This is a genomic window from Bradyrhizobium sp. AUGA SZCCT0431, from assembly GCF_018131065.1.
In the GTDB taxonomy this organism is placed as follows: domain Bacteria; phylum Pseudomonadota; class Alphaproteobacteria; order Rhizobiales; family Xanthobacteraceae; genus Bradyrhizobium.
The window spans coordinates 56240-80602 of sequence record NZ_JAFCLR010000027.1 but is presented as its reverse complement, the minus strand read 5'-3'; the positions used below and the strand labels follow the sequence as shown (position 1 = coordinate 80602).

Below are 24363 nucleotides of genomic sequence, written 5' to 3'. Positions count from 1 at the left end.
TGCATGATGGGTTCCATCATCCGTCAAGCCCGAGATTCTTCAGGCCTTCATTGAGCTGGCGCAAGCGTTCGGCATCGTTGGCAACCGCCTGACGTGCGTCGCCTAGCGCGCTCACCGCCTTGTCGCGCTCGCCCATCACCATATAGGCCCGCACCAGCCGCAACCATCCCTCAACATCGTCGCCGTTCTGCTTCAGCCGTGTGGCAAGGCGGTCGACCATGCCGCGGATCATCGCGCCACGGTCGGCCTCGTTCATGTCCTTGGCCGCAGCCATCGCATCATTCGACAGCGTGGGTGCCGTCGGACCGCCGACCCGCACCAATGCGGCCTGAACCAGCGGCCGCCACGGCGCATCGGCCGGCGCCTTGGCCAGCATCGCGCGCCAGATCGCGGCGGCGTCGGTGCGACGACCATCCTGCTCGGCAGCAAGCCCAAGGAAATAGCCGGCTTTGGGCTCGTCGGCGTTCAGCGCCGCCGCGCGTTCGAATTCGGCCTTGGCCTGCGAGGTCACGACCCCGCCCGCCGAACCGGTCAGGGCTTCGCCGAGATCGGACCGGCGCTCGGCGCTGTCGCCATTGTAAGTGATCGAATTGCGCAGCGCGCGGATCGCATCGTCGTAGCGGCCGAGCCGCACCAATGCCGGGGCCAGCACGCTCCAGCCGCGGCCGTCAGTCGGATTTTTTTCCAGATGCGCCTCGACCTGCGCGATCAGATTGTCGATCGGCTGGTTGGCGTCGGGAGCGCGGCTGCGGCTGGCGAGCGGGAAATCACCGAGCTGCGGCGATCCCAACGAAAGGTAGAAAGCAACCGCCGCAACCGGCAGCCCCACCAGCGCCAGGACGGTCGAGGACCGGCGCAGCCTGAGGTTCGCCTGCGCCGGCAGGTCATCCCTGCCATCCGCGGCCGCCAGCAGGCGGCGGCTGATCTCGACACGCGCGGCTTCTGCTTCCGAGGGCCCAATCAGGCCGGCGGCGACATCGCGGTCGATCTCGGTGAGCTGGTCCCTGTAGACGGCAGCCTCGCTGCCACCGGCCGGCGCCGCCGAACCGCGACTCAACGGCCAGAGCACGGCAAAGATCGCCGCGACCGTCATCAGCGCGAACACAAACCACAGCGTCATCAAGCGGTTCCCGGGCGGAAACGGCGCCTACGACGCAGGCACCGATGCGCCGCTTTACACCACCGGCGGCAAGCCCGGCAATTGACAATTGCGGCAGAAAAACCGGGGAAACCGGTCCGATCGCAGGCTCGATCGCGTGGGCGCCGCCGGGTCAGCCGGCGCGACGCGCGAACCCGCACGAAACTTCGCGCAGCTCCTGCAAAACCCGGAGGGGGACGCGTGAGTCACGCCACCCAGCCCGAGCGACGGATTCGCCGCACCAATTCAATCGAAAATTGATTACTTAGAATTATACACTCAAGACACGCAGGTGCCTGCCTTTTGATCTAAGCGAACGGAAAATCTGGCAAGTGCGATCAAAACGTTCCCGATGCTGCCGCTGCAGGGTGCGGCAGCAAGCTATAGCATTTGCACCAAGACGTAGGCGATGCTACACAATGGGGTGAATACGTTAATTCCCTTAAAGGCAAAACCGATGCGATCCTGGAAAGCTCTTCGACGCGACGCCCTCCCTTTTGGCCTTGTTGGAGTTTTGGATGGCCCGAAGGTTCGCCACGGCGCCGCGCTTCTTTCGTTCTTGTTCGTGTCGCTTCCGGCGTCGGCACAAGATGGAGTGGACAGAACCGCGATCGCGGCCGCGCTGCTGCCCCGCGATCTCAGCCCCTGGGGCATGTTCATGCAGGCCGACATCGTCGTCAAAGCTGTGATGATCGGTCTGGCTTTTGCGACCGTGGTGACCTGGACGGTATGGCTGTCGAAGACGATCGAACTGATCAAGGCGCGCCGTAACGCGAAGAACGCCTTGCGCGAACTTGCCAACGCAAGGAACGTTGAAGACGCCGTGCGGCACGTGCCCGAGGGGGCGGTTGCCCAATTGCTCGAAGGCGCGATGGCGGAATTGAAATTGAGCACCGATCGAATGGACAAGGAAGGGATCAAGACCAGGGTTGCGTCCCGGCTTCAGCAGATCGAGGCGGCGGCCAGCAGGCGGATCGGGTTCGGCACCGGCGTGCTGGCAACCATCGGATCGACCGGTCCCTTTGTCGGACTGTTCGGAACCGTGTGGGGAATCATGAACAGCTTTATCGGGATCTCGAAGTCGCAAACCACCAATCTCGCGGTGGTCGCGCCGGGGATCGCCGAGGCGCTGCTGGCGACGGCGCTCGGGCTGGTGGCGGCGATTCCCGCCGTCATGATCTACAATCTGTTCGCGCGCCAGATCAGCTCGTATCGCGCGCTGCTCGGGGACGGGTCGTCGGAGATAACCCGGCTGGTTGGCCGTGACCTCGACGGCGGCGCCATGCTCGTCCGGCGACATCTCGCAGCGGCGGAGTAGCGGCGATGGCTGTCAGCGTTAACCAGAGCAATGGCGATCTTGCGGAAGTCCATGAGATCAACGTGACACCGTTCATCGATGTCATTCTCGTGCTGCTCATCATTTTCATGGTCGCCGCACCGCTCGCAACCGTCGATATCGCGGTCGATCTTCCGGCGTCGAACGCGGAGCCGCAGCCGCGGCCCGACAAGCCGGTCTACCTGACGGTCAAACCGGATCTCTCTTTGTCCGTCGGGAACGAGACCGTGGGGCGCACCGCGCTGCCCGGCGTGCTCGATGCGAGCACCAACGGCCATAAGGACAGCCGAATTTTCCTGCGCGCCGACAAGCTCGTCCCGTATGGCGAGGTGATGCAGGTGATGAATATGCTGCGCGCCGCCGGCTATCTGAAAGTCGCCCTGGTCGGCCTGGAGCAAGCCTCGTCGCCATGATGCAGCTTGCGGCCGAAGATCGTTCCGACCTGCAACGCTGGATGTTGAGCGGCGTTGCGGTGCTGTGCGTCTATGCCGGTGTAACGGCCACGCTCGCGACCTGGCGCTATCCGGACGACACCGCGGCGACCGAGCCTTCCGGCGCGATCGTGGTCGACCTGGCACCGTTGCCGGCAGCGCCTTCGACCACACCATCCGATGTCGCGCCCGGCCCGGAACAGGTGATGTCGGAAGCGCAGCCCATGGCGAAGCCCGAGGTGACGCCACCCGATGAAACACCTGAACTGCCCCCCGCGCCCAATCCGGATGCGGCCGTGGCGCTGCAGACCAAACCGCAGCCTGAGGTGACGCCGCAGCAGCAGGCCGCGGCCGCCACCACGTCGGCACCAGCGGTCCCGGAGCGCATCGCGCCGGTAGCGGTGGCGCCGACACAGGGCGCGCCGAGTGCGAAAGATTCGGAAGCGGTGGTGACATGGCGGACCAAAGTCCTCGCCTTGATCGAAAAGAACAAGCGCTATCCGGAAGCCGCGCGGCCGCGGCAAGGGACGGCACGCGTGTCGTTTGCGCTCGATCGCAAGGGAATGGTGGCCAACGCGCGCGTGATTGAAAGTTCGGGCTCCAGCGCGCTCGACGAGGAAGCGGTTGCGCTGCTCAAGCGCGCGGAGCCTTTTCCGGCGCCGCCCGCAACTTTTGCAGGCGATTCTGTTGTCGTGAGGCTGCCGATCCGCTTCACCGTGAAATAGCGCGGTCAGCAAGCAGCGCCTAACCAGGCGGCCTTGTCTCGCGTCCGAACGGGCTGCAGAGTTGCAGAGACCAGACGTCCGCGACGGCGGCGTCAGGAACCAGGCGGCGGTGAAGCTGAGTGGGCCGCCTGCCTTGCTCTAAAATTCAGGCGGCCCCGCCGACTACATCAATTGTCCTGCCCCACGGCAGAGGCCATAGCCAGCCAAACAACACATGAGCAGACGCATTTGAAGGTCTTATGACAGGAGCCGTCAGGGAGGCGGCCTCCTTCAACCGCCATTCCCCGGGCCGTCGCCATCGTGCCGGATTAATCCGCAACGATGACACCGCCGGCGCCGAACTTGTAGTTCACGCCGACCCTGACGCCATCACTGGTCACCCTGGTGTTGGAGTCGAACGCGACCGCTGTGTTGGCGGTGGTGGCTGGCGTGGAACGCACCGAACCGAAATCCATGTGAAGATATTCGAGCTTGCCGGTCCAGTTACCCGCGAGGCGGGTCTCCAGACCGCCGCCGACGGCCCAGCCGAAACGGTAGGTGTCGGTATTCAGGGCTGCAATCGTTGCCGCACCCGCATTGTCGAAACCTGTGACGGACGTCGACGTCGTTATCTTGCCGAACGGAACGCCTGCGGTGACATAGGCAAGCAGGCCAGGTGTAACGAGCGCTCCGACGCGCCCGCGAACCGAGGCAACCCATCCCAGACGGTAATCCAGGCTTGCCGTCACCGGCGCGTCGAGCGGAGCCAGCGCCGCGTTGCAGACATTGCCGGGACACGTGATGGCATTGCGTCCGCGCTGATTGCGATATTCGAAATCGCCTTCGATGCCGGCGACTAGCCGGCCGGATATCCAGTTGTACCCGGCCTGCCCGCCAACACTGGCGGTGCCGCGCGTGGAGAACAGGCGGCCTCCATCAAGCGGCAGACCGGTTGCATCCTCACTGAATACCGCGCTGGTAACAGCCCTGCCGCCGACATACCCGACATTGCCGCCGGCATAGATGCCGGCCCAGTTCCAGGCCGCGTCGAGCATCCGCGGCGATTTGTAGTACATGTTGCCGCCCTGCCCCCGCGCCATCCCGAAGGACGAACCCGGCGCTCCGCTCGGCCGATCGACACCGTATTTGACGTTGAGGAAGAGCTTGAAACCGCGGCCGGGCTGCAGGATCTCGTCCTTGTGGAATTGAACGGCATTGCGGATGTTGGCGTTGAGCAGATTGTCGCCGACCAGTCCGGTCACGACCTCGACCGCACCCCAGGGCGAATCCTTCCAGAACTGCCGGTTCTCCAGCTGCACCTTGAGCAGATCGTAGCCGCCGGTCGTCGTATCGAACTGCGAAACGTCGTTCTGCGCGAATGCGTGCAGCAGGCCGACGCGGGCAAACCAGCTGTCGCTCCGCCAAAAGGCGCCGCCGCCGAGCCGCATCGGCGGGATGCGCGGAACATTGCTGCCGTCGGTGAACGTCGCGCGCACGACATCGAATTGTCCATCCACACCGAACGTGCCGCTCGCGAGCGGTGCGACGTCCCATTGCCAGGCCAGCTCGCCGCCGCGAAACGTCGCGTCGCGCTGATCGTAATTGACCTGGATGTAATCGGTGCCAGCTCCGCAGGTGGCAAACGTTTCCTGGCAAAGGATGCCGGTGGCGCGCGAGAAGATGAACTTGTCGTACGACGTGTAATAGGCATTGGCGGCGAACCTGAAATCGCCGGCCGTGCGCTTCAGGCCGATTTCCGCCGTCTGCGCGGTCTCGATTCCCAGGTTCGAATTGCCGATCTTGAAGGTCTTCTCCGAACCGTCAGGACCTTGCGCGAACAATTCAAGCGCGCGCGGCGCGCGTTCGATCCGCTGCAGCGTCAGGCTCGCGACCAGATAGGACGGAAGATCCTTGATGATGCCGAAACTGACGCTCTTCGGCATGAAGTCGAGCCTGGCTGCGGCCCTGCCCGGGATGTCCGGCGGCGGCAGAAAATTCGGCGGGAAGGTGAACGCCGTACCTGCGATATCGACGCCCTCGATGCGTCCCGCCAATTGCGTGCGCAGCGTGTCCGTGTGCCGTACTTCATTGAGGAAATACGCCGCCGCGGTCCTGGTCTGGGCGGGAAGCAGGATGGCCTGGCCTGCCGTATCCAGTTGCTGGTAGGCGCCCTGCGCACCGACAATGCTGGTCAGCGCACCGATCGGCGTGGCAAACGCCGCAGATTCAAGCTCGATCTTGCCCTCGGTCTGCGTGTTCTTGAAGGTGGCCGTGATCCCCTCGTAACCGGGACCGGCGAGCACCGTCTCGTCATGCCGGTACTCCGAATATCCGGTCCAGTACCTGACGGCCGCAAGCGCAGCCGCGTCCGGTCGATACTCGCCCTTGCTGGTAATCTTGGTCTGCTCGAGATCGTTGTGCTGGCGCGCATCCGCGGTCGCGATACCCGGAACAAAATAGTCGCTGGTGAAGCGGGAGACGGCGATGCCTGCATAGCCGCCGTCGAACAGGTAAGAACCGCCGACCGCCGCTCCCGCACTTTGCGAGGCTGAATTCGGTTGTCGTCCGTTGCCGACCGGCGCGGGATTTGGCGGAACGAGATAGGGATAACTCGGGATGCTGTAATCGCTGGAAGATCGCCCGTAGATGTCGGCGTGAACGGCGGCGTTGCGACCGCCGGCATCCAGCAACAGACCGCTTTCCCATCCTTTGTTGACGCTCGTCACGCCCGATCTCAGTTCCGCGGCCACCCCACCCACTGGAGCGACAGTCGGAATCCGGTTGTTGTTGACGTCGACCACGCCGCCGACGGCCTGCGAGCCGAACCGGAGCGCTCCCGGTCCGCGAACCACGTCGACCTTCTGGATCGCGAGAGGATCGATCGGTACCGCGTGGTCCTGCGCGATATCCGACACGTCGACCGCACCGACGCCGTTCTCCTGAATCCGGACCTTGGCGTCCGACAAGCCACGCAGAACGGGGCGGGACGATTCCGTGGCCAGCCCCGCGGAAGTCGCGCCGGGCATGTTGGAGAACAGGCTGCCAAACCCTCCATTGCTGCTGCCGGTCTGGATTTGATTGCTGCCAATCGTCGACAATGGCGCAAAGGGCGGATTTAAGGGCGAGGCAGGCGCGGCCGCCGGGGCGGGACCAGGCAGCGGTGCCGCGATGGCCCGTGAAGGCCGGCCGGGCTCGGAGCGCCCTGCCCGCCGCGCCGGCTTGGGCTGGCGGCCCTCCACCGTCACCTGCGGCATGTCGATTTCCGCCGGGGCGGCGGGCTTGTCTTGCGGTCCGGCAGCGGTTGCCGGTTGCGGCGGTGCCGTCTGCGATTGACCGGCATCCGCCGGGGCTTGCCCCGTTGCCGGGGCTGCCGGCGCGGATGGTTCGGCAGGCGCCTGAGGTGCGGCCGGAGACGCCGATGGCGCAGGCGCTGCCGTCTGAGAGAGGGCCGCAGCCTGGCTCAAACATACCATTGCAAATGCAGACGTGCCCAGAAGGGCCATTCGTGTCGCGCGCATCTCGTCCCCAACCTTCATCGCGCTACAGGAACCGGTCCGGATAAGCTGCGACCTTAAAACGTAGGTAAGGCTACATGTTAATGTTGCCCCGTTAACTGTCAAGACGCCGCGGCCGGTCGTCGCAAGCGCGCGCTGGCCTGTTGCGGATTCGCGACATGCCGCCAACTTGCAATGTGGTCGGCAGCGCGCCATGGTCTGCCTCCCCTCGATGGATTCGCCTGGAAAGGTGCCGTGTTGCGCAAGCCCTCGACAGACCGGGCCAAATCGATGCAGCCGCTCCCGACGGAGCAAACGCAGGCGCGCCGCTTTGGAAAAGCGCGGTCGGCGCGCTCGACCGCGGTTCTGGAAGATTATGTCGAACTGATCTCCGATCTGCTCGGAACGACCGGCGAGGCGCGCCCGACCGATATCGCGCGCCGGCTGGGTGTGTCGCACCCGACGGCCATCGACACCATCGCGCGGTTGAAGCGGGAAGATCTCGTGACCGCGCGGCCCTATCGCGGGGTGTTCCTGACCGAGAAAGGCGAGACCCTCGCCAAGCGTGTCCGCGCGCGCCACCGGCTTGTGGTGGATGTCTTGCTGGCGCTGGGCGTCCCGCAGGAAGCGGCAGAGGGCGATGCCGAGGGCATCGAGCATCACGTGTCGGATGTGACGCTGAAGGCTTTCGCCGAATTCCTGCGCGCCAACAAGGATCGACGCAAGGTGTGAGGGCGCGCCGGCCCGGCCGTCCTATCCGTTGCGGGTGGACTTGCGCTCGGCGGATTTGCGCTCGCCCGTGACGGCGTTTTCGGCCGCCCTGCTCATCAGCGACGCATAATCATGTCCGAACAGGACTTCGCAGAAGCGGATCGCCGCCTTGGCCTGCATTTGCCGGTAGGCGCGCGCCTTGGTGTCGCCGCCGCGCAGCGCCTGCACCAGCGCCTCGGTCGAGTGCTCGACATAATGCTGCAGGTCGGAATAGGTCCGCAACGTGACCTCGTTGATCGCAAGCTCGCTGGCATAGGTGCGGCAAACCGCGACGAAATCGATCAGGGCCGCGGTTTCCTCGACGTCCGTGGCGTCGATTTTGGGAGCCGACGAAATGTCCTTGTCGGCGCGCTGGCGCAGGATGCGCCGGACCCGGCCGGGCACGCTGTCGATTTCCGACTGCAGCGAATTGGAAATGTCGGCGCGGATCGAGGTCAGCTGCTTGCCCCACGTGGAATCGTTGCGCAGGTCGAGTTCGGTGCGCAGGCCGCGCACGCCGTCATGCAGCGTCTTCAGCTGTTCGCTGACATTGTCGAACTGGCCGCGCCTGATGTCGGTGCGCAGGCAGGCCGCGAGAAAGGACAGATCGTGCAGTGCGAGCGTGACGGCGATGCCGTACGGCGTCGCGGCGACACGAATTTCATCGTCGGAAGCCGCCATCTTGATCGCGAGGCGGATGATCTGCCACGGCGCCGCCAGCCGCTGCATGATCAGCGACAGCGCGAACGGCAGCAGTTGCGGCGTCTGCAGCGAGGGAACATTGAGCGCCGAGGTCACCGACGCGATCTGGGATTCGGACAACGCCCGCAATTGGCTGGGAAGGCGGCTGCCCAGCGTGTCCATCGCCTCGCGGGCGCGCAAAACCGACCCGATCGACAGGAAGTCCTCGACGACGTTGGGCGGGCCGATACGGGCGAGCGAACGCTGCCGATCGTCGCCCTGCACCGGCGCCGCGACCTTGGCGATCGCTTCCGCGGCGGCGAGCTGGAATTTGCGTGCCTCGGATTCCAGTCCCGCGGTCGAACCGCTCTGCCTGATCTCGGCCAGCGCGGCTTCGAAGGCCCGCGCCTGCTCCGGCGCGCCGTCCCGGGCCAGCCATTGCCAGACCGGCAGCAGCGAGGTGCGGCGGATCTGGCCCTGCCGCATCGGAAAATTGCTTTCGACCAGAAACGGCTCGATGGGACGAAACAGCAGGCGCGCCGGATCGTCGGTCCGCGGCCGTATTTCTTCGTCTTCCTCGGTTCCGCGCACCACCTTGCGCAATTGCTCGAGCACGAGGGTGGCGACCGCAACTTCCTCGCCGCGCTCGATCGCGCGCTCGAACGAGCGCATCAGCAGCGCCTGCGCCTGAGGCGGGAGCTGGGCGAGATAGTCCCTCAGCCGCTCGGTCGATGTCTGGCTCATGCGCCCGGTGTGGATATGCGTGTGTCGTCCGGACGGCAAAGTGCGTCCAACCGCCATCATAAAAGTGCGCGCGTTAAGAAGTCGTTTAGGAATGATGAAATCAAGGGCGGCATGGCCGGTCCCCCGACCGGATTCAATCGCTTTCCGCGCTCAAACCCCCGGCAGCACCAGCTCGGCCCGCAACCCGCCGATCGGGGCATCGCCGAGCGCAAGGCTGCCGCCATAGAGGGCGGCGAGATCGACCACGATCGAGAGCCCGAGGCCAGAGCCCGGCTTGGATTCGTCCAGCCGCTGTCCGCGCCGCGAGACCTGCGCGCGCTCGTCGGCCGACAGCCCGCGGCCGTCATCATCGACGATGATCCGCAGCCGCGGCCCAGCGCTAGGCTCCGCCGCCGGCTCGACCAGCACCTCGATCAGGACCTGTGCGGCAGCCCATTTGCAGGCGTTGTCGACCAGGTTGCCGGCCATCTCCTCGAGGTCCTGGCGTTCGCCGCGAAATTTCGCGCGAGGATCGGCTTTCAGATTGATCGCGATGGCGCGATCGCGATGGATCTTTTCCATGGTCCGCCGCAACGCCTCGATCGCGGGCGCGACCTCGGTGACGGTGCCGACCACCGTGACGCGCGCGGCGATGCGCGCGCGCTCCAGATGATGCGCCACCTGATCGCGCATCACGTCGGCCTGCTCCAGCACCTTGCTGGCAAAGGCATCGACGGGGTGCGCGGCGGCCTCGTTGACGATGACCGATAACGGCGTCTTGATGGCGTGGGCGAGATTGCCGACATGGGTGCGGGCGCGCTCGACGATTTCCCGGTTGGCGTCGATCAGCGCATTGGTCTCGCGCGCCAGCGGCGCGATCTCGACCGGAAACTCGCCCTCCAGCCGTTCGGCACGGCCGGAGCGGATATCGGCGATCGATTCGGAAATGCGCTTGAGCGGCGCAAGCCCGAAGCGGACCTGGAAGATCGTGGTCAGCAGCAGCACGATGCCGAGCGCCGCGAAGGTGCCGCCGAGGTAATAGTCGAAGCTGCGCGTCTCGTCGAAGATCTCGCCGGCATCGCCGGCGACGCCGATCAGGAATTTGCCGTCCGCGCCGAGGTCGACCGGCCGCTCCACCATCCGCAAAGTCTGCCCCTCGGGGCCGTCGACATAGCCGAGACGGATGCCGGCCGCGGTCAGTTCGGCGCCGTGCTCCTCGAGTTTCGGCAGCTTCTTGTCCCACAGCGAACGCGACACCCGCGCTTCGGGCTTGTCGCCGTCGGTGCGCACGACCTGCCAGTACCAGCCCGACAGCGGCAGCTCGAACAACGGCTCGCCAAGCGACTGGAACGGGTGGTCGGGCGGCTCGTCCGGCGTGGCGACCTCGGCGATCAGGGTACGCAGATAAAGATTGAGGCGGCGGTCGAAGGCGCGCTCGGTGGCATCGCGATAGACCGACGACAGCACGAACCCGGTGATGACGAGGATCACCACCACCCACGCGGTCGCCGACAGGAACAACCGTGTGGCGAGCGAGGAGCCGCGCATCAGGACGCGATCCCGAACAAGAGGGGCCGGCTTTCGGAACTGATCATGCCCGGACAAAAGAGTAAGCGCGCTACTTCTTCAAGACCTTTATCACGCGCCGGTCGTCATGCGCCGGGGGCCGGCGGCGTCAGGAGATAGCCGAGCCCGCGCACGGTCTGGATGATATCGACGTCGAGCTTCTTGCGGATCCGGCCGACGAACACTTCGATGGTGTTGGAATCGCGGTCAAAATCCTGGTCATAGAGATGTTCGACCAGTTCGGTGCGCGACACCACGCGCCCGGTATGATGCATGAGATAGGCGAGCAAACGGTATTCGTGCGACGTCATCTTGATCGGATTGCCGGATACGCTGACCCGGCCGGTGCGGGTGTCCAGCGAAACCGGGCCGCAGGTCAGTTCCGACTGGGCGTGACCGGTCGAACGGCGGAGCAGCGCGCGGATCCGCGCCAGGACTTCTTCGAGGTGAAAGGGCTTTGCGACATAGTCGTCGGCGCCGGCGTCGAAGCCCTGCACCTTGTCGCTCCAGCGGTCGCGGGCGGTGAGGATCAGCACCGGCATCGCCCGTCCGTTGCGGCGCCAGGACTCCAGCACCGAGATGCCGTCCATCTTCGGCAGGCCGATGTCGAGAACGACGGCGTCATAGGGTTCACTGTCACCGAGGTAGTGCCCCTCTTCGCCGTCGAACGCGCGATCGACCACATAACCGGCATCCGTCAGCGCCGTCGTCAGTTGACGGTTGAGATCGGGGTCATCTTCGACGACAAGCAGGCGCACGCTGGCCTCCAATGGTGTGCTTCACGAAACCTGCCACAAGATGAGGCTCACGGGCGTGAACGGCCAATGAACGGTTACTCCGCGCTAGGTTACTTTTTCTTCATGGCGGCCCGCAACGGCGCGGCCCTCAGTCGCAGGCAACGCCTGGCATGCCGATCGGCCGCCCAAAGCGCCCAAAAGCGCGGCTAACGACCGTCTGCCCCGCGGACCACGATCAAATCGACAGGGCCGCCCGGCCGGCCATCGTCGAACACCCCAACCGTCAGCCGCCCGGTTTTCCAGGCGGCGGTGTCGAGATTGGTGCGGCCCTCGTACAACAGTGGACCTTCGGGATCATTGTCGTGGCCGTGTACGACGTGGAGTTCGCCGAAACCGCTCGAATCGTCCTTCGGGTAGCGTTTCCATAACAGGGTTTTTTCGCTCTGCTTCTCCAGCGGCGTCCCAGCCTCGACGCCCGCGTGCACATAGAGGCGATGCGCATCGACATACAGCAGCCGCAATTGATCGAGCCACGCGATATGGGCCTGCGGCACCGCGGCGGGATCGCCGCCATAGGACGCCAGCGCCGTGTCGCCGCCCCGCTCCAGCCAAAAGGCCTGCTTCGCCGGATCGCGCAGCCCTTCGACCATCATCGCGTCGTGATTGCCCTTCAGCGCAACAAACCGCCAGCCGCCGCCAACACCTGGCAGCAGCCGCTCGATTACCTGCCTGCTCTGCGGGCCCTTGTTGACGTAGTCGCCGATGGTGACGATGACGCCGGCTTTGCCGGACGCATGTGCGTCGATATCCAACAGCGCGCGGCTCAGCAGATCATCACGGCCGTGAATATCCGGAATGACGTAGGTGAAGCTCATCCGCGTGCGCATTTCCGGCTCTGGGACGCCACGGTGCTATTCCAACCGCACGCCACCGGCAACCGGCGTGCATCGTCCGGCCGAGCCGCCGGCGGCCCTCATTTGCGCCGTCCCTTACGTCCGGAAGAACACGAACCAGACCACGCCCAGGATCAGGATCGCCAGTCCAGTCGAGACGGTCAGGAGGGCCAGCACCGACGGGCCGGGTTCGGCCTGACGTGCCTCGGTCGGGGTTTCGATAATCTGGCCATGTCGACGCGTTGCCATGGGGGACCTCATTTGCGTAAGTGCCTGTAATGCCAGCTATTGCTTCGACACCACCTGTCAAAAGCAACGCATGATGGCAGATCATGTTCCGGGGCCTTGCACCCGGCATTTTTGCGGTCAGGTCGTCCAAAAGGTCGCAGCCGAACGGCGGAACATATCGCGCGGTCTCGGTTAACGCCGTTGGCAGATTCCCTTCCCGGCCGTGTTTGAAACCGGGTCTGCCGATGGTATTCTTCACGGTCGTCTGTTGCGTCTGTTCGGAGTTTCCCATGGCCCCCCGTGCCAACTGGAAGGGCTTTTTGCGCCTTTCCCTCGTGACCTGCCCGGTCGCCCTGTATCCGGCGACCTCGGATACCGAGAAGGTCTCGTTCAACCAGATCAACCGCAAGACCGGCCATCGCATCAAATATGCCAAGGTCGATGCCGACACCGGCGAGGAAGTCGCCAACGAAGACATCATGAAGGGCTACAAGATCGACACCGACACCTATATCGAGGTGTCGAAGGACGAGCTTGACGATCTCGCGCTGGAATCGACCCGCACCATCGAGATTGATGAGTTCGTACCGCGAACAGATATCGACAGCCGCTACGTGATCCGTCCCTATTATCTCGTGCCGGACGGCAAGGTCGGCCACGACGCGTTTGCGGTGATCCGCGAAACCATCCGCAGCATGGACAAGGTCGCGATCGGCCGCGTGGTGCTGACCAACCGTGAACACATCATCGCACTGGAGCCGCTCGACAACGGCCTGATGGGGACCCTGCTGCGCTACCCCTATGAGGTCCGCAGCGAGAAGGAATATTTCGACGACATCCAGGACGTGAAGATCACCAAGGATATGCTGGATCTGGCCAAGCATATCGTCGAGCAGAAATCCGGATCGTTTGAACCCGAGCAGTTCGAGGATCGCTACGAGCAGGCGCTGATCGACCTGATCAACCAGAAGCGCAACGGCCTGAAGACCACAGCGAAGGCGGCGCCGAAATCCGGCGGCAACGTCATCAATCTGATGGACGCACTGAAACGCAGCCTCGCCAACGAGAAACAGGCCGCCCCCGCTGTAGCCAAGGAAAATGGCAAAGCCAAAGGCAAAAAGCCGCGCAAGGCAGCCGCCGGCCAGCGCGAAATGCTGCTGCCGATCAGTGGCAGCGGCAAGCGCGCCGCCAAGGAGACAGTCAAGGAACCGCCGAAGAAGGCCGAGAAGCCGGTTCGTACGTCCGCCCGCACCAAGAAGGCCAGTTGATCGCGCAGGCATTCGGCCGGTAGCGCACGATGCCGTGGTCGACGCCGTTCGATGAGCCGATCGCGCTGCGGGGCGGCCGCACGCTCACGACGCTGCAGCAGGCCGCCGACTACGTCATGAAACTGCCAAAAGCCGAACAGCAGGAAGCGCGCTGGCAAACCGCGGTCGAGCATTTGATCAGGGCTGCGGAGACCGGCGGCGGGTGGCTGATGTTCGCGCGGATCGCAATAATGCAGGCGCTATATGCGGATGAAAACAACCGGTAACGCGGTCTTATGGCGCTAGTCGCCGCCGCCGCCGTCACCATCTCCTCCGCCAAAATCAAATCCGTCGATGCCGTCGCCGGTTGGTCGATTGCGGAACATCAGATCCGTGAGCAGGGCCACAACCAGTATGGCGGCGAATACGCGCCATGGATGTTGCAGGCTGTAGGCGATGACCTGCCGGCCGAAGCTGGCGATTGTTGGACCCCAGGTCCCGAACAGCAGCTCTTGCATGGTGCGCGCTGCCGGTGCGTCCTATTTGAGCGATGTGCTGACAGTCTCGAATTTGGTGCTGAGCGCAGTGCCGACGCCGTTGACGGCACCAACGATCACGATGCCGATGCCCATCGCAATGAGACAATACTCGATCGCGGTCGCGCCGGACTCATCCTCGACAAAATTCCTCAACAATCGACGCATGAAAAAAAGCTCCTGTCGACGCCGCCGGGATTCTTCCCGCGTCGTGCCCCAAATGGAACCCTAGATTGGAATGATTGACGGCGTTTTGACGAACAGGATGAACGACTGATTAAGCCGGAGCCCCGACTGCACCGGTATTCCTACGGTACCAAAAATTTACTCTGAATTGTCCAACGCCCCGCCATGGTCGGCGGATCGGCGTATTCCGGAGCGAGCGCACATGTCCACGCTGAAGCGCGAAACAGGAAAAAACTACATCGGCCTCTTGAACGATGAGTTGGAAGAGCAGCGCGCCGCCGAGGTGCGATCCGGCAACGATCGCCGTCTGACGGCGTATGTCCTCGGCCTGATGGCGGCGATGTTCAACCATCGCCGCAACGAGGCGAGATAGTTGCCCTCGTCTCGCCCGTAGAGCGCGGCCGGCTTCGAGGCCGCCGCGGCGAACACCGCCCGACACCTTCCGATCGAGTGGGAAGCGCTGGACTTCGGACTCATCGGTTTGACGCCGGTATTAGTCTGCAGCAACCGTTCCGGCGGCAAACGCATATCAGCACTTCCCGGAGCAGACGCCGCCCGCGCTTTACCGGACGGAAAATTCCTGTTCCAACTGTGAGAAATCGGCCGAACGAACCGGCCTGCACACAAGGGGGAGACCGTCATGAAACTCGGCGCCGCGATTGCAGAAATCATGAAGCGCGAGGGGATCGAGATCCTCTGCGGCTATCCCGTCAATCATCTGATCGAATATGCCGCCAATGCCGATATCCGCCCCGTGATGGTTCGCCAGGAACGCATCGGCGTCCACATGGCGGATGCGATCTCCCGCGTCACCTCGGGCCATTCGATCGGCGCGTTTTGCATGCAGCACGGCCCCGGCGCCGAAAACGCCATGGGCGGCGTCGCGCAGTGCTACGGCGAATCCGTCCCGGTGCTGGTGCTGCCGATGGGTTATGCGCGGCGGCTCGCCAACATCGACCCGAACTTCAACTCCAGCCAGGCGATGCGGGCGTTCTCAAAATCCTCCGAGCCGATCATTCTTGCGGCCGAAGTCTGCAATATTTTCCGGCGGGCGTTTACAAAACTGAAGAACGGCCGCGGCGGGCCGGTGATCGTCGAAATCCCGGCCGACATGTGGAACGAGGAAGTGCCGGAGCCGCTGAACTACACGCCGGTGCTGCGGACCCGTTACGGCGCCGATCCCATCCACATCAAGGAAGCGGCCGCGCTATTGGTCGGCGCCAAGCGGCCGGTGATCTACGCCGGACAAGGCGTGCACTACGCCAGGGCCTGGCCGCAACTGAAGCGGCTGGCCGAGCGTCTCGCCATCCCCGTCACCACGAGCCTCGGCGGAAAATCGTCGTTTCCGGAGACGCATCCGCTGTCGCTGGGTTCGGGCGGCCTTGCCGTGCCCCGCGCGGTGCCAAAATTCCTCGGCGAGGCCGACGTTATCTTCGGCATCGGCTGCTCGTTCACCGAAACCTCGTTCGGCATCGCGATGCCGAAGGGCAAGACCATCATTCATTCGACGCTGGACCCCAACCATCTCAACAAGGATGTCGAGGCCAAGATCGGCCTGGTCGGCGATGCCGGCCTGGTGCTCGATGCGCTGCTGGAAGAGATCGGCAGAAGCGTCACCAGCGATCGTGACGCCACTGCCGTCGCCGCCGAGATCGCCGCCTCGCACAAGGAATGGCTGGCGAAGTGGATGCCGAAACTCACCCACAACGACGCGCCGCTCAATCCCTATCGCGTATTGTGGGACCTGCAGCACACCGTCGACATCAAGAACACCATCATCACCCATGATGCCGGCAGTCCGCGCGACCAGCTCTCGCCGTTCTGGAAATCGGTCGAGCCGTTGTCCTATATCGGCTGGGGCAAGACCACGCAGCTCGGCTACGGGCTTGGGCTCGCCATGGGCGCCAAACTGGCAAAGCCTGACAAGCTCTGCATCAATGTCTGGGGCGATGCTGCGATCGGCTTCACCGGCATGGATTTCGAGACCGCCGTGCGCGAGCGGATTCCGATCATGTCGATCCTGTTGAACAATTTTTCCATGGCGATCGAGCTGAAGGTGATGCCGATCTCGACCGAGAAATACCGCTCGACCGACATTTCCGGCGACTACGCCGCGATGGCGCGCGCCTTCGGCGGCTATGGCGAACGGGTCACCAAGCCGGAAGACATCATTCCAGCGATCCAGCGCGGCATCGCCAAAACCAAGGAAGGCATCCCGGTGCTGCTGGAATTCATCACCAGCAAGGAGACCGAGGTCTCCCGGCCCGGAACCTGATCACCAACCCGGCGGATAACCGCTTAGCCTGCTTCACATTTTGACGCCCCGGCCTTAAGAAAAGGCCGGGATGGCGCTGGCCTGGCCGCGCCCGGAATGGAATTATCTGCCACATTGGTGCGAGCGCTGATGGCTTGACGCCATCGGCCTGCAAGGCTTGCTATGAAATGGCTTGCCGTGAAATGGATTGAGTGAATGACCGCGCTCCCCCCGGACGCCGTGGCCGATCTCTACAAGCTCGTTGCCGAGCTCGAGCAGAGGCTCGAATCCAGCTTCGCCGCCCACGACGCGGCGATCGCCCGCCAGGCGGCGATGGACGCGGAGAACGGCCGGCTGATCCATGAACTGAGCATCGCCCGCGAGCGCCAGAACGCCAGCGCCGATATCCTGCGAACCATTGCCAGCGTATCCGGCGATGCCGAACACGCGCTTTACCAGATCGCCGAAACCAGCGCCCGCCTGTTCGATGCGTCCAGCGCCACCATCCATATTGCCGAGGGCGACGGCTGGGCCAAGACCATCCGCGTCGGCGAAAGCTCGAAGCGCGTCGGCGCCGGCGTTCCGGAAACGCAGCTCAAGATCGGCGGCCGCAATATGCCCGGAACCATCGTAGGCGAGAACCGCCAGGTTCACGTGCCCGATGTCGACAATGTCGATCCCGAGATCGCCGATTGGCCGGGATTGCCATATGTTCGCGAGGCCGGTACGCGCTCGATGTCCGGCTCACCGCTGCGGTGCGAAGGCAAAGCGATCGGCGCGCTGATCGTCTACCGCGATCAGCTTGCGCCGTTCACCGAGGATGAGCTCGCGCTTCAGCAAAGTTTTGCCGACCAGGCCGCAATCGCGATCGAGAATTCGCGGCTGTTCAACGAACGGCGCCAACGCGCCAACGATCTGAGCGAATCCCTCCGTCAGCAGACCGCGACCGCCGACGTGCTCAGGGTGATCGCGTCCTCGCCGGCCGATGTCGAACCGGCGCTCAAGGCAATTGTCGAAAGCGCCTGCGCCCTTTGTGACGCCTATGATGCCAACGTCCTGCTCAGGATTGGCGACCATCTGCATTTCAGCGCCCATCACGGGCCGATACCGACAGGTCAACACAGTCGTCCGATCAACAGGGAGTGGGTCACGGGTCGCTCGGTTGTCGACAAGGTACCTGTGCAGGTGTCTGACTTTTGGGCGCCCGAGGCTGCCGATTTTCCCGAGGGGCAACGGCAATCGCGCGAACAGGGACACCGCTGCACCCTCAGCATACCTCTCCTGCGGGACGGAGAAGCCATTGGTGCGATCGTCCTCCGTCGCCTGGAACCGGTGGCCTTCACAGCCAGACAGACAGCCCTGCTGCAGACCTTTGCGGACCAGGCTGTGATCGCCATCGAAAACACGCGGCTGTTTCGCGAGACAAGGGAAGCGCTGGAGCGACAGACAGCCACGGCCGAAATCCTCAAAGTCATTGCCGCCTCTCCCTCCGACGCGCAGCCGGTGTTTGAAGCCATCGCTGCCAGCGCCAAGCGACTGCTCGGCGGGTTCTCCGCCACGGTGCTGCGCTTTCTCGGCGACGAACTGCATCTGGTGGCGTACACGCCGACCAACCCCGCCGCCGATGAAGGCCTGAAGGCCTCGTTTCCAAGATCAATCTCGGAATTCCCGACATTCGCGCTGGTGCGCAATGGCGAGACCGTTCAGTTTCCCGACAGCGAAGCCGAGCACGTCCCGAAGTTGAACCGGGAATTGGCGCGGCTGCGCGGCTTCCGCAGTGTATTGTTCACGCCCCTGATGAACCAGGGCGTGCCGGTCGGCATGATCAGCGTCACCCGCGCGGAGCCGGGCGCCTTTGCCGCCGACCACGTGCAATTGCTGCAGACATTCGCCGACCAGGCGGTGATCGCGATCGAGAACGCACGCCTGTTCAACGAAACCAGGCAGGCCCTGGAGCGACAGACCGCGACGGCTGATGTCCTCAAGGTGATCGCCGGCTCGCCGTCGGATGTGCAGCCGGTGTTCGAGGCCATCGTGGCCAGCGCGAACCGGCTGATCGGCGGATTTTCCACCGCGATGTTTCGCTACGTCGACGACCAGATCCATCTGTCCGCGTTCACTCCGACGGACCCTGAGGGCGATGCGGTGCTGCAATCCTCGTTCCCGATGCCGCTTGGCCGGTTCCCGCCCTACCAGCTGGTCCGCAATGGTGCACCGGCGGAACTCGTCGATACCGAACTCGAGCCGGCCGCACGCGACATCGCGCGTGCACGGGGATATCGCAGCATGCTGTTCGCGCCGCTCATGAACGAGGGCAAGGCCGTCGGCATCATCACGGTCACGCGCCGGGCGCCGGGCTCGTTCGACGAGCCGCACGTCCGGCTGCTGCAAATGTTCGCCGCGCAGTCGGTGATCGCGATGGAAAATGTGCGGCTGTTCAACGAGACGCGGGAGGCGCTGGAACAGCAAAAGGCGTCGGCGGACATCCTCCGGGTCGTCAGCAGCTCGGTCGCCGATGCCCAGCCCGTATTCGACGAGATCTTGCGCAGCATCGAGCATCTGTTCGGCGGCGATGACCGGTTCATCTACCTCGCAGGCGAAGATGGACTGCTCCATATCGGCGCGGCGCACGGCGCCAACGCCGAGCGCGTGCGCGCACTGTACCCGGTGCCGCTGGAGGGTACCGCGAGCGAGGTGGCCTTCCGCGAGCGCCGCCTGATCCATTACGCCGACGTATTCAACGATCCGGACGTGCCTTCGCCCCTGCGCGAGATCGCCCGCCGTATCGGCAAAAACTATTCGATGGCGCTCGCGCCCATGCTGTGGGAGGACCGTGCCATTGGCTCGATCTTCGTAGGCCGCACTTCGATGAAGCCGTTCAGCGAAAAGGAGTGCAGCCTGCTGCGCAGCTTCGCCGATCAGGCTGTCATCGCGATCCAGAACGCGCGGCTGTTCAACGAGACCAAGGAGGCGCTGGAGCAACAGAAAGCTTCTGCCGACATCCTGCACGTGATCAGCAACTCCGTGGCCGACACCCAGCCGGCGTTCGACAAGATCCTCGACAGTTGTAAGCATCTGTTCGGCAGCGACGAGACCGCCGTGCTGCTGGTCGATGACGAAAGCATTGTCACGCTCGGCGCCTATGTCGGCAAGCAGCATGACGCGGTGGCCGCCACCTTCCCGGCGCCGGTGGACAAGTCGCCGGCAGGTCATGCCATTCGCGAGCGACGTGTCGTGCATTACACCGACGCGGCCAACGATACGCGGCTTACGCGCGCGGTACGGCACGTGGCGCAAGTAGCCGGATATGAGGCGATGGCCTACGCGCCGATGATGTGGAACGAGCGCGGTATCGGCGCGATCGGCGTCTCCCGGCTCAAAGGTGGGTTCCGCGACAAGGAACTGGCGCTGCTGCAGACCTTCGCCGACCAGGCGGTGATCGCGATCCAGAACGCGCGGCTGTTCAACGAGGTCCAGCAACGGACAAACGATTTGAGCGAGTCGCTGCAGCAGCAGACCGCGGTTGGCGACGTTCTCAAGACCATCAGTCGGTCGACCTTCGACCTGCAACCGGTACTCGATACGCTGGTGAACACCGCCGCTCTTTTATGCGACGCCGAAATGGCTTTCATCATGCGGCGCGAAGGCGACGAGTATCGGGCCGGCGCCGCCGTCGGCTACAGCCGTGAATACATTGAATTCCTCGAGACCCACCCCCTGAAGGTTGACAGAGGCTCGATCACCGGGCGCGCCGTGCTCGAGCGGCGTACGATTCAAATTCTCGACGTCGCTGCCGATCCCGAATACAGGTTGCGCGAGTCCACCACACTCGGCCATCAGCACACCACGTTGTGCGTGCCGTTGCTGCGCGAGAATGAGCCGATCGGAACCATCGTGCTGGCGCGACAGCGGGTGGAGGCATTCACGCAGAAGCAGATCGACCTCGTTACCACCTTTGCCGACCAGGCCGTCATCGCGATCGAGAATGTCCGCCTGTTCGATGAGGTCCGCCAGCGCACTGACGACTTAAGCGAATCTTTGCAGCAGCAAACCGCGACCGCCGACGTACTCAAGGTCATCAGCCGCTCGGCGTTCGATCTGCAGACGGTGCTGGATACGCTTACCGAATCCGCCACCCGACTGTGCGAGGCCGATGCCGCGCTGATCGCCAATCGCGACGCCGAAACTTTTCGGGTGGCCGCAACCTTTTCCTTCTCGCCGGAGTATGACGCGTTCATGCGAGGTCGCGCATTGCCCGTGGGGCGCGGGAGTGTTGCGGGGCGGGTCGCGATCGAGAGACAGGTCGTCCACATCGCCGACATCGCTTCCGACCCGGAATACATTATGCGCGAGACGGTGGTGCTTCAAAAAATTCGCACCATGCTCGGCGTACCTCTGCTGCGCGAGGGGGTCGTGGTCGGCACCATCATTCTCGGACGGCAGCGGGTGGAGCCCTTTACCGACCGGCAGATTGAGTTGGTTCGGACCTTCGCCGACCAGGCCGTGATCGCGATCGAGAACGTCCGCCTGTTCGACGAGGTGCAGGCCAAGACCCGCGATCTCTCCGAGGCGCTGACCTACCAGACCGGAAGCGGCAACATCCTGAGGGTGATTGCCTCCTCGCCGACCGACGTCGCTCCCGTCCTTACTGCCATCGTGGAGAGTGCCTGCGAGCTTTGCGACGCCAATGATGCCATCGTTTACCTGAAGGAAGGCGATCAGCTTAGCTACGAAGCGCATCATGGCCCGATACCCGTGGTCTTCGGCGAGAAGCGCGCCATCAACCGCGACTATGTCGCCGGACGATCGGTTGTCGACAGGACGCCGGTCCATGTGCACGACGTATTTTCGGAGGAAGGCGCGGAGTTTCCGGAAGCGCGGGAATTGTCGCGAAGCCTGGGCATTCGCAGCATCTTGTGCGTGCCGATGCTGCGCGAGAACGAAAGCATCGGCGCGATCCTGCTTCGGCGCACCGAAGTGCAGCCGTTCAACGACAAGCAGATCGCGCTGCTGCAGACCTTTGCCAATCAGGCCGTGATCGCGATAGGCAACGTCCGCCTGTTCGAAGAGGTGCAGCAGCGCACCCGCGATCTCTCGGAAGCCCTGCAACAGCAGACTGCGACCGCCGACGTGCTCAAGGTCATCAGCCGCTCAGCGTTCGACCTTGACTCAGTGCTTGCGACACTGGTCGAGTCCGCCGCCACGCTGTGTGAAGCCGAAAGGGGCTTGATCTTTCTCCGGCGGCAAGACGATCAGTTTCACATGGTGACCAACTACGGCTTCTCGCCTGAACTCGATGCATTCGCGCGGGCGCATCCCTTTTCGATCAACAGTGCGAGTACCACGGCGCGCGCCGCGGCATCCGGCGTTGCGGTTCAGGCCGTCGACGTGCTCAACGACGAGACCCAGGGCGAGCTCGCCCGCGAGTACCAGCGGCTCGGCGGTCACCGAACCAATCTCGGCGTTCCCCTAAGGAGCAAAGGTGAGACGATCGGAGTTTTTACGCTGACACGGCAGGTCGTGCGTCCGTTTAGCGAAAAGCAGATCGAACTCGTTTCGACCTTCGCCGACCAGGCGGTGATCGCTATCGAAAATGTGCGGCTGTTCGACGAGGTGCAGGCCAAGACCCGCGACCTCTCCGAGGCGCTGACCTACCAGACCGGGAGCAGCAACATCCTCCGGGTGATCGCCTCTTCGCCAACTGAAGTCGGACCGGTTCTCGACGCCATCGTCGAAAGCGCTTGCGAACTGTGCGATGCCTATGATGCCGTATTGCGACTGAAGTCAGGCAACGACCTCTGTTTCAGTGCGCACCATGGCCCAATAACAACGTTTCTGAATAACTGGCCGATCAGTCGAAACTGGACCGCGGGGCGGGCGGTGATTGACCAGAAGGCGATCCAGATAACTGATCTGCTTTCCCGCGAGGGCGCCGAATTTCCTGAGGCACAGGAACTGGCGCGCCAACAAGGTCATCGCACCATTTTGAGCATTCCCTTGCTGCGGGAGGGTGAAAGCATAGGGGCGATCACTCTCCGGCGCCTCGAAGTGAACCCATTCGGCGACAAGCAGATCAGCCTGCTGCAGACTTTTGCGGATCAGGCCGTGATCGCGATCGGCAATGTCCGCCTGTTTGAGCAATTGCAGGCGCGCACCAAGGAACTGGCTGCCTCGCTCGACGATCTGCGCACCGCGCAGGACCGGCTGATCCAGACCGAGAAGCTGGCCTCGCTCGGCCAGCTCACGGCCGGGATCGCGCATGAGATCAAGAACCCGCTCAACTTCGTCAATAATTTCGCCGCCCTTTCGGCGGAACTGACCGACGAATTGAACGACGTGCTCAAGCCTGCCGAGATCAGCGACAAGATCCGTGAGGAGGTCGACGAACTGACCGGCCTGCTCAAGGACAATTTGCAGAAGGTGGTCCAGCATGGCCAGCGCGCCGATTCCATCGTCAAGAACATGCTGCTGCATTCGCGCGAGGGAAGCGGCGACCACCGGCCCGCGGACATCAACGCGCTGATCGACGAGAGCCTCAACCTCGCCTATCACGGCGCCCGCGCCGAGCGGCCCGACTTCAACGTCACGCTGCAGCGCGACTTCGATGCCAATGCCGGCATGGTCGAGGTGTTTCCGCAGGAAATCAGCCGCGTGTTCCTGAACCTGATCTCGAACGGCTTTTATGCCGTGAACCGACGCAGGATCGAGGCCGGGCAGCCCGGCTTCGATCCCGTGCTGATCGCCGCCACCCGCGATCTCGGCGACGCCGTCGAGATTCGCATCCGCGATAACGGGATCGGCATCCCGCCCGAGGTCAAGGACAAGATGTTCAACCCGTTCTTCACCACAAAACCCGCGGGCGAAGGCACCGGCCTTGGTCTGTCGATGAGCCATGACATCATCGTGAAACAACACGGTGGCACCATCGACGTCGATACCGAGCCCGGACAATTCACCGAGTTTCGCATTGTTCTGCCGAGGACCAGCAATCCTCTCAACAAGACCCGAGGTTCGACGTGAGTGTTCTGGTGCTTGTGGTCGATGACGAGCCCGACGTCGAGGCGCTGTTTCGCCAGCAATTTCGCAAGGATTTGCGCGCGCAACGCTTTGTGATGGATTTCGCCAGTTCGGCAGCCGACGCGCTCGCCCGCATCGGCTCCACCATCGAGCACTCGCTGATCCTGATCCTGTCGGATATCAACATGCCCGGGATGACCGGGATCGAGATGCTGCCCAGGGTCAAGGAGATCCGGCCCGACGTTCCCGTCATCATGATCACCGCCTATGGCGATGCGGAGACCAGGCGCAAGGCGATCGCCGGCGGCGCGATAGGTCTGTTGACCAAGCCGATCGACTTCGCCCTGCTCCGGGACGAAATCGACACGCGGCTGGCACAGGCGGGCTAAAGCTTTTTCGAGCGAAGTGGGTACCGGTTCGCGTGAGGAAAACGCGTCAAAAT

General features: G+C 63.7%; 19 protein-coding genes. 10 read left to right on the top strand and 9 right to left on the bottom strand.

The features are described from left to right. Positions 1-16 precede the first annotated feature (16 nt). Entirely contained in the window at positions 17-1120 is a 1104-nt protein-coding gene (gene ccmI / locus JQ567_RS24670) for a c-type cytochrome biogenesis protein CcmI (protein WP_212441202.1), read from the bottom strand. Between the two features lie 613 nt (positions 1121-1733). Here ccmI and exbB point away from each other — a divergent pair. The 3 genes from exbB to JQ567_RS24655 are packed head-to-tail and all read left to right on the top strand — an operon-like array spanning position 1734 to position 3630. Then, the gene (gene exbB, locus JQ567_RS24665) at positions 1734-2456 is read left to right on the top strand and encodes a tonB-system energizer ExbB (protein ID WP_312017461.1); all 723 of its coding nucleotides are present in this window, start codon (positions 1734-1736) and stop codon (positions 2454-2456) included. Positions 2457-2461: 5 nt separating this feature from the next. After that, positions 2462-2887 carry a TonB system transport protein ExbD gene (exbD, locus tag JQ567_RS24660; protein WP_212441200.1) on the top strand — a complete coding sequence of 142 codons (426 nt, stop codon included), beginning with the start codon at positions 2462-2464 and terminating at the stop codon, positions 2885-2887. Further along, positions 2884-3630 carry an energy transducer TonB gene (locus tag JQ567_RS24655; protein ID WP_212441199.1) on the top strand — a complete coding sequence of 249 codons (747 nt, stop codon included), beginning with the start codon at positions 2884-2886 and terminating at the stop codon, positions 3628-3630. The genes exbD and JQ567_RS24655 overlap by 4 nt, the downstream gene beginning before the upstream one ends. A 308-nt stretch (positions 3631-3938) precedes the next feature. Here JQ567_RS24655 and JQ567_RS24650 read toward each other — a convergent pair whose 3' ends face one another. Continuing rightward, positions 3939-6863 carry a TonB-dependent receptor domain-containing protein gene (locus JQ567_RS24650; RefSeq protein ID WP_212441198.1) on the bottom strand — a complete coding sequence of 975 codons (2925 nt, stop codon included), beginning with the start codon at positions 6861-6863 and terminating at the stop codon, positions 3939-3941. A 495-nt stretch (positions 6864-7358) separates the two neighbouring features. Here JQ567_RS24650 and mntR point away from each other — a divergent pair, with 495 nt between their 5' ends. Then, positions 7359-7835 (top strand): manganese-binding transcriptional regulator MntR, encoded by a 477-nt coding sequence (gene mntR, locus JQ567_RS24645; protein ID WP_312010846.1) that lies wholly within the window; start codon positions 7359-7361, stop codon positions 7833-7835. Between the two features lie 21 nt (positions 7836-7856). Here mntR and JQ567_RS24640 read toward each other — a convergent pair whose 3' ends face one another. From JQ567_RS24640 to JQ567_RS24620, 5 genes are all read right to left on the bottom strand, one after another. Next, a complete protein-coding gene (locus JQ567_RS24640; protein ID WP_212441197.1) occupies positions 7857-9278 on the bottom strand; it encodes a hypothetical protein in 1422 nt (473 codons plus the stop codon). A gap of 150 nt (positions 9279-9428) precedes the next feature. After that, positions 9429-10805 (bottom strand): sensor histidine kinase, encoded by a 1377-nt coding sequence (locus JQ567_RS24635; RefSeq protein WP_212441196.1) that lies wholly within the window; start codon positions 10803-10805, stop codon positions 9429-9431. Positions 10806-10909: 104 nt separating this feature from the next. Beyond that, positions 10910-11581, bottom strand: a complete 672-nt coding sequence (locus tag JQ567_RS24630; protein WP_192734300.1) for a response regulator transcription factor — start codon at positions 11579-11581, stop codon at positions 10910-10912. A gap of 185 nt (positions 11582-11766) precedes the next feature. Then, positions 11767-12447: a metallophosphoesterase gene (locus JQ567_RS24625; protein ID WP_249165683.1), complete on the bottom strand. Its 681-nt coding sequence runs from the start codon at positions 12445-12447 to the stop codon at positions 11767-11769. Between the two features lie 102 nt (positions 12448-12549). Then, positions 12550-12702, bottom strand: a complete 153-nt coding sequence (locus JQ567_RS24620) for a hypothetical protein (protein ID WP_192734298.1) — start codon at positions 12700-12702, stop codon at positions 12550-12552. A 269-nt stretch (positions 12703-12971) separates the two neighbouring features. On the opposite strand from JQ567_RS24620, the gene JQ567_RS24615 reads away from it, so the two are divergent. Both JQ567_RS24615 and JQ567_RS24610 read left to right on the top strand, forming a co-directional pair. After that, entirely contained in the window at positions 12972-13949 is a 978-nt protein-coding gene (locus JQ567_RS24615; protein WP_212441195.1) for a Ku protein, read from the top strand. A 29-nt stretch (positions 13950-13978) separates the two neighbouring features. Continuing rightward, a complete protein-coding gene (locus tag JQ567_RS24610; protein WP_212441194.1) occupies positions 13979-14215 on the top strand; it encodes a hypothetical protein in 237 nt (78 codons plus the stop codon). A gap of 15 nt (positions 14216-14230) precedes the next feature. Here the strand turns inward: JQ567_RS24610 and JQ567_RS24605 are convergent, their stop codons facing one another. Next, on the bottom strand, positions 14231-14446 hold the full coding sequence (locus tag JQ567_RS24605; protein ID WP_249165682.1) for a hypothetical protein: 216 nt from the start codon (positions 14444-14446) through the stop codon (positions 14231-14233). A gap of 21 nt (positions 14447-14467) precedes the next feature. Continuing rightward, the gene (locus tag JQ567_RS24600) at positions 14468-14632 is read right to left on the bottom strand and encodes a Flp family type IVb pilin (protein ID WP_212265386.1); all 165 of its coding nucleotides are present in this window, start codon (positions 14630-14632) and stop codon (positions 14468-14470) included. Between the two features lie 220 nt (positions 14633-14852). On the opposite strand from JQ567_RS24600, the gene JQ567_RS24595 reads away from it, so the two are divergent. From JQ567_RS24595 to JQ567_RS24570, 4 genes are all read left to right on the top strand, one after another. Next, positions 14853-15023: a hypothetical protein gene (locus JQ567_RS24595; RefSeq protein ID WP_212441193.1), complete on the top strand. Its 171-nt coding sequence runs from the start codon at positions 14853-14855 to the stop codon at positions 15021-15023. A gap of 267 nt (positions 15024-15290) precedes the next feature. Next, positions 15291-16925 carry a thiamine pyrophosphate-requiring protein gene (locus JQ567_RS24590; RefSeq protein ID WP_212441192.1) on the top strand — a complete coding sequence of 545 codons (1635 nt, stop codon included), beginning with the start codon at positions 15291-15293 and terminating at the stop codon, positions 16923-16925. A gap of 195 nt (positions 16926-17120) precedes the next feature. Further along, positions 17121-23924, top strand: coding sequence for a GAF domain-containing protein (locus JQ567_RS38290; RefSeq protein ID WP_249165681.1), 6804 nt, complete (start codon positions 17121-17123; stop codon positions 23922-23924). Then, positions 23921-24310 (top strand): response regulator, encoded by a 390-nt coding sequence (locus JQ567_RS24570; RefSeq protein ID WP_212441191.1) that lies wholly within the window; start codon positions 23921-23923, stop codon positions 24308-24310. Before JQ567_RS38290 ends, JQ567_RS24570 begins: the two co-directional genes overlap by 4 nt. The last annotated feature ends 53 nt before the right edge of the window (positions 24311-24363 follow it).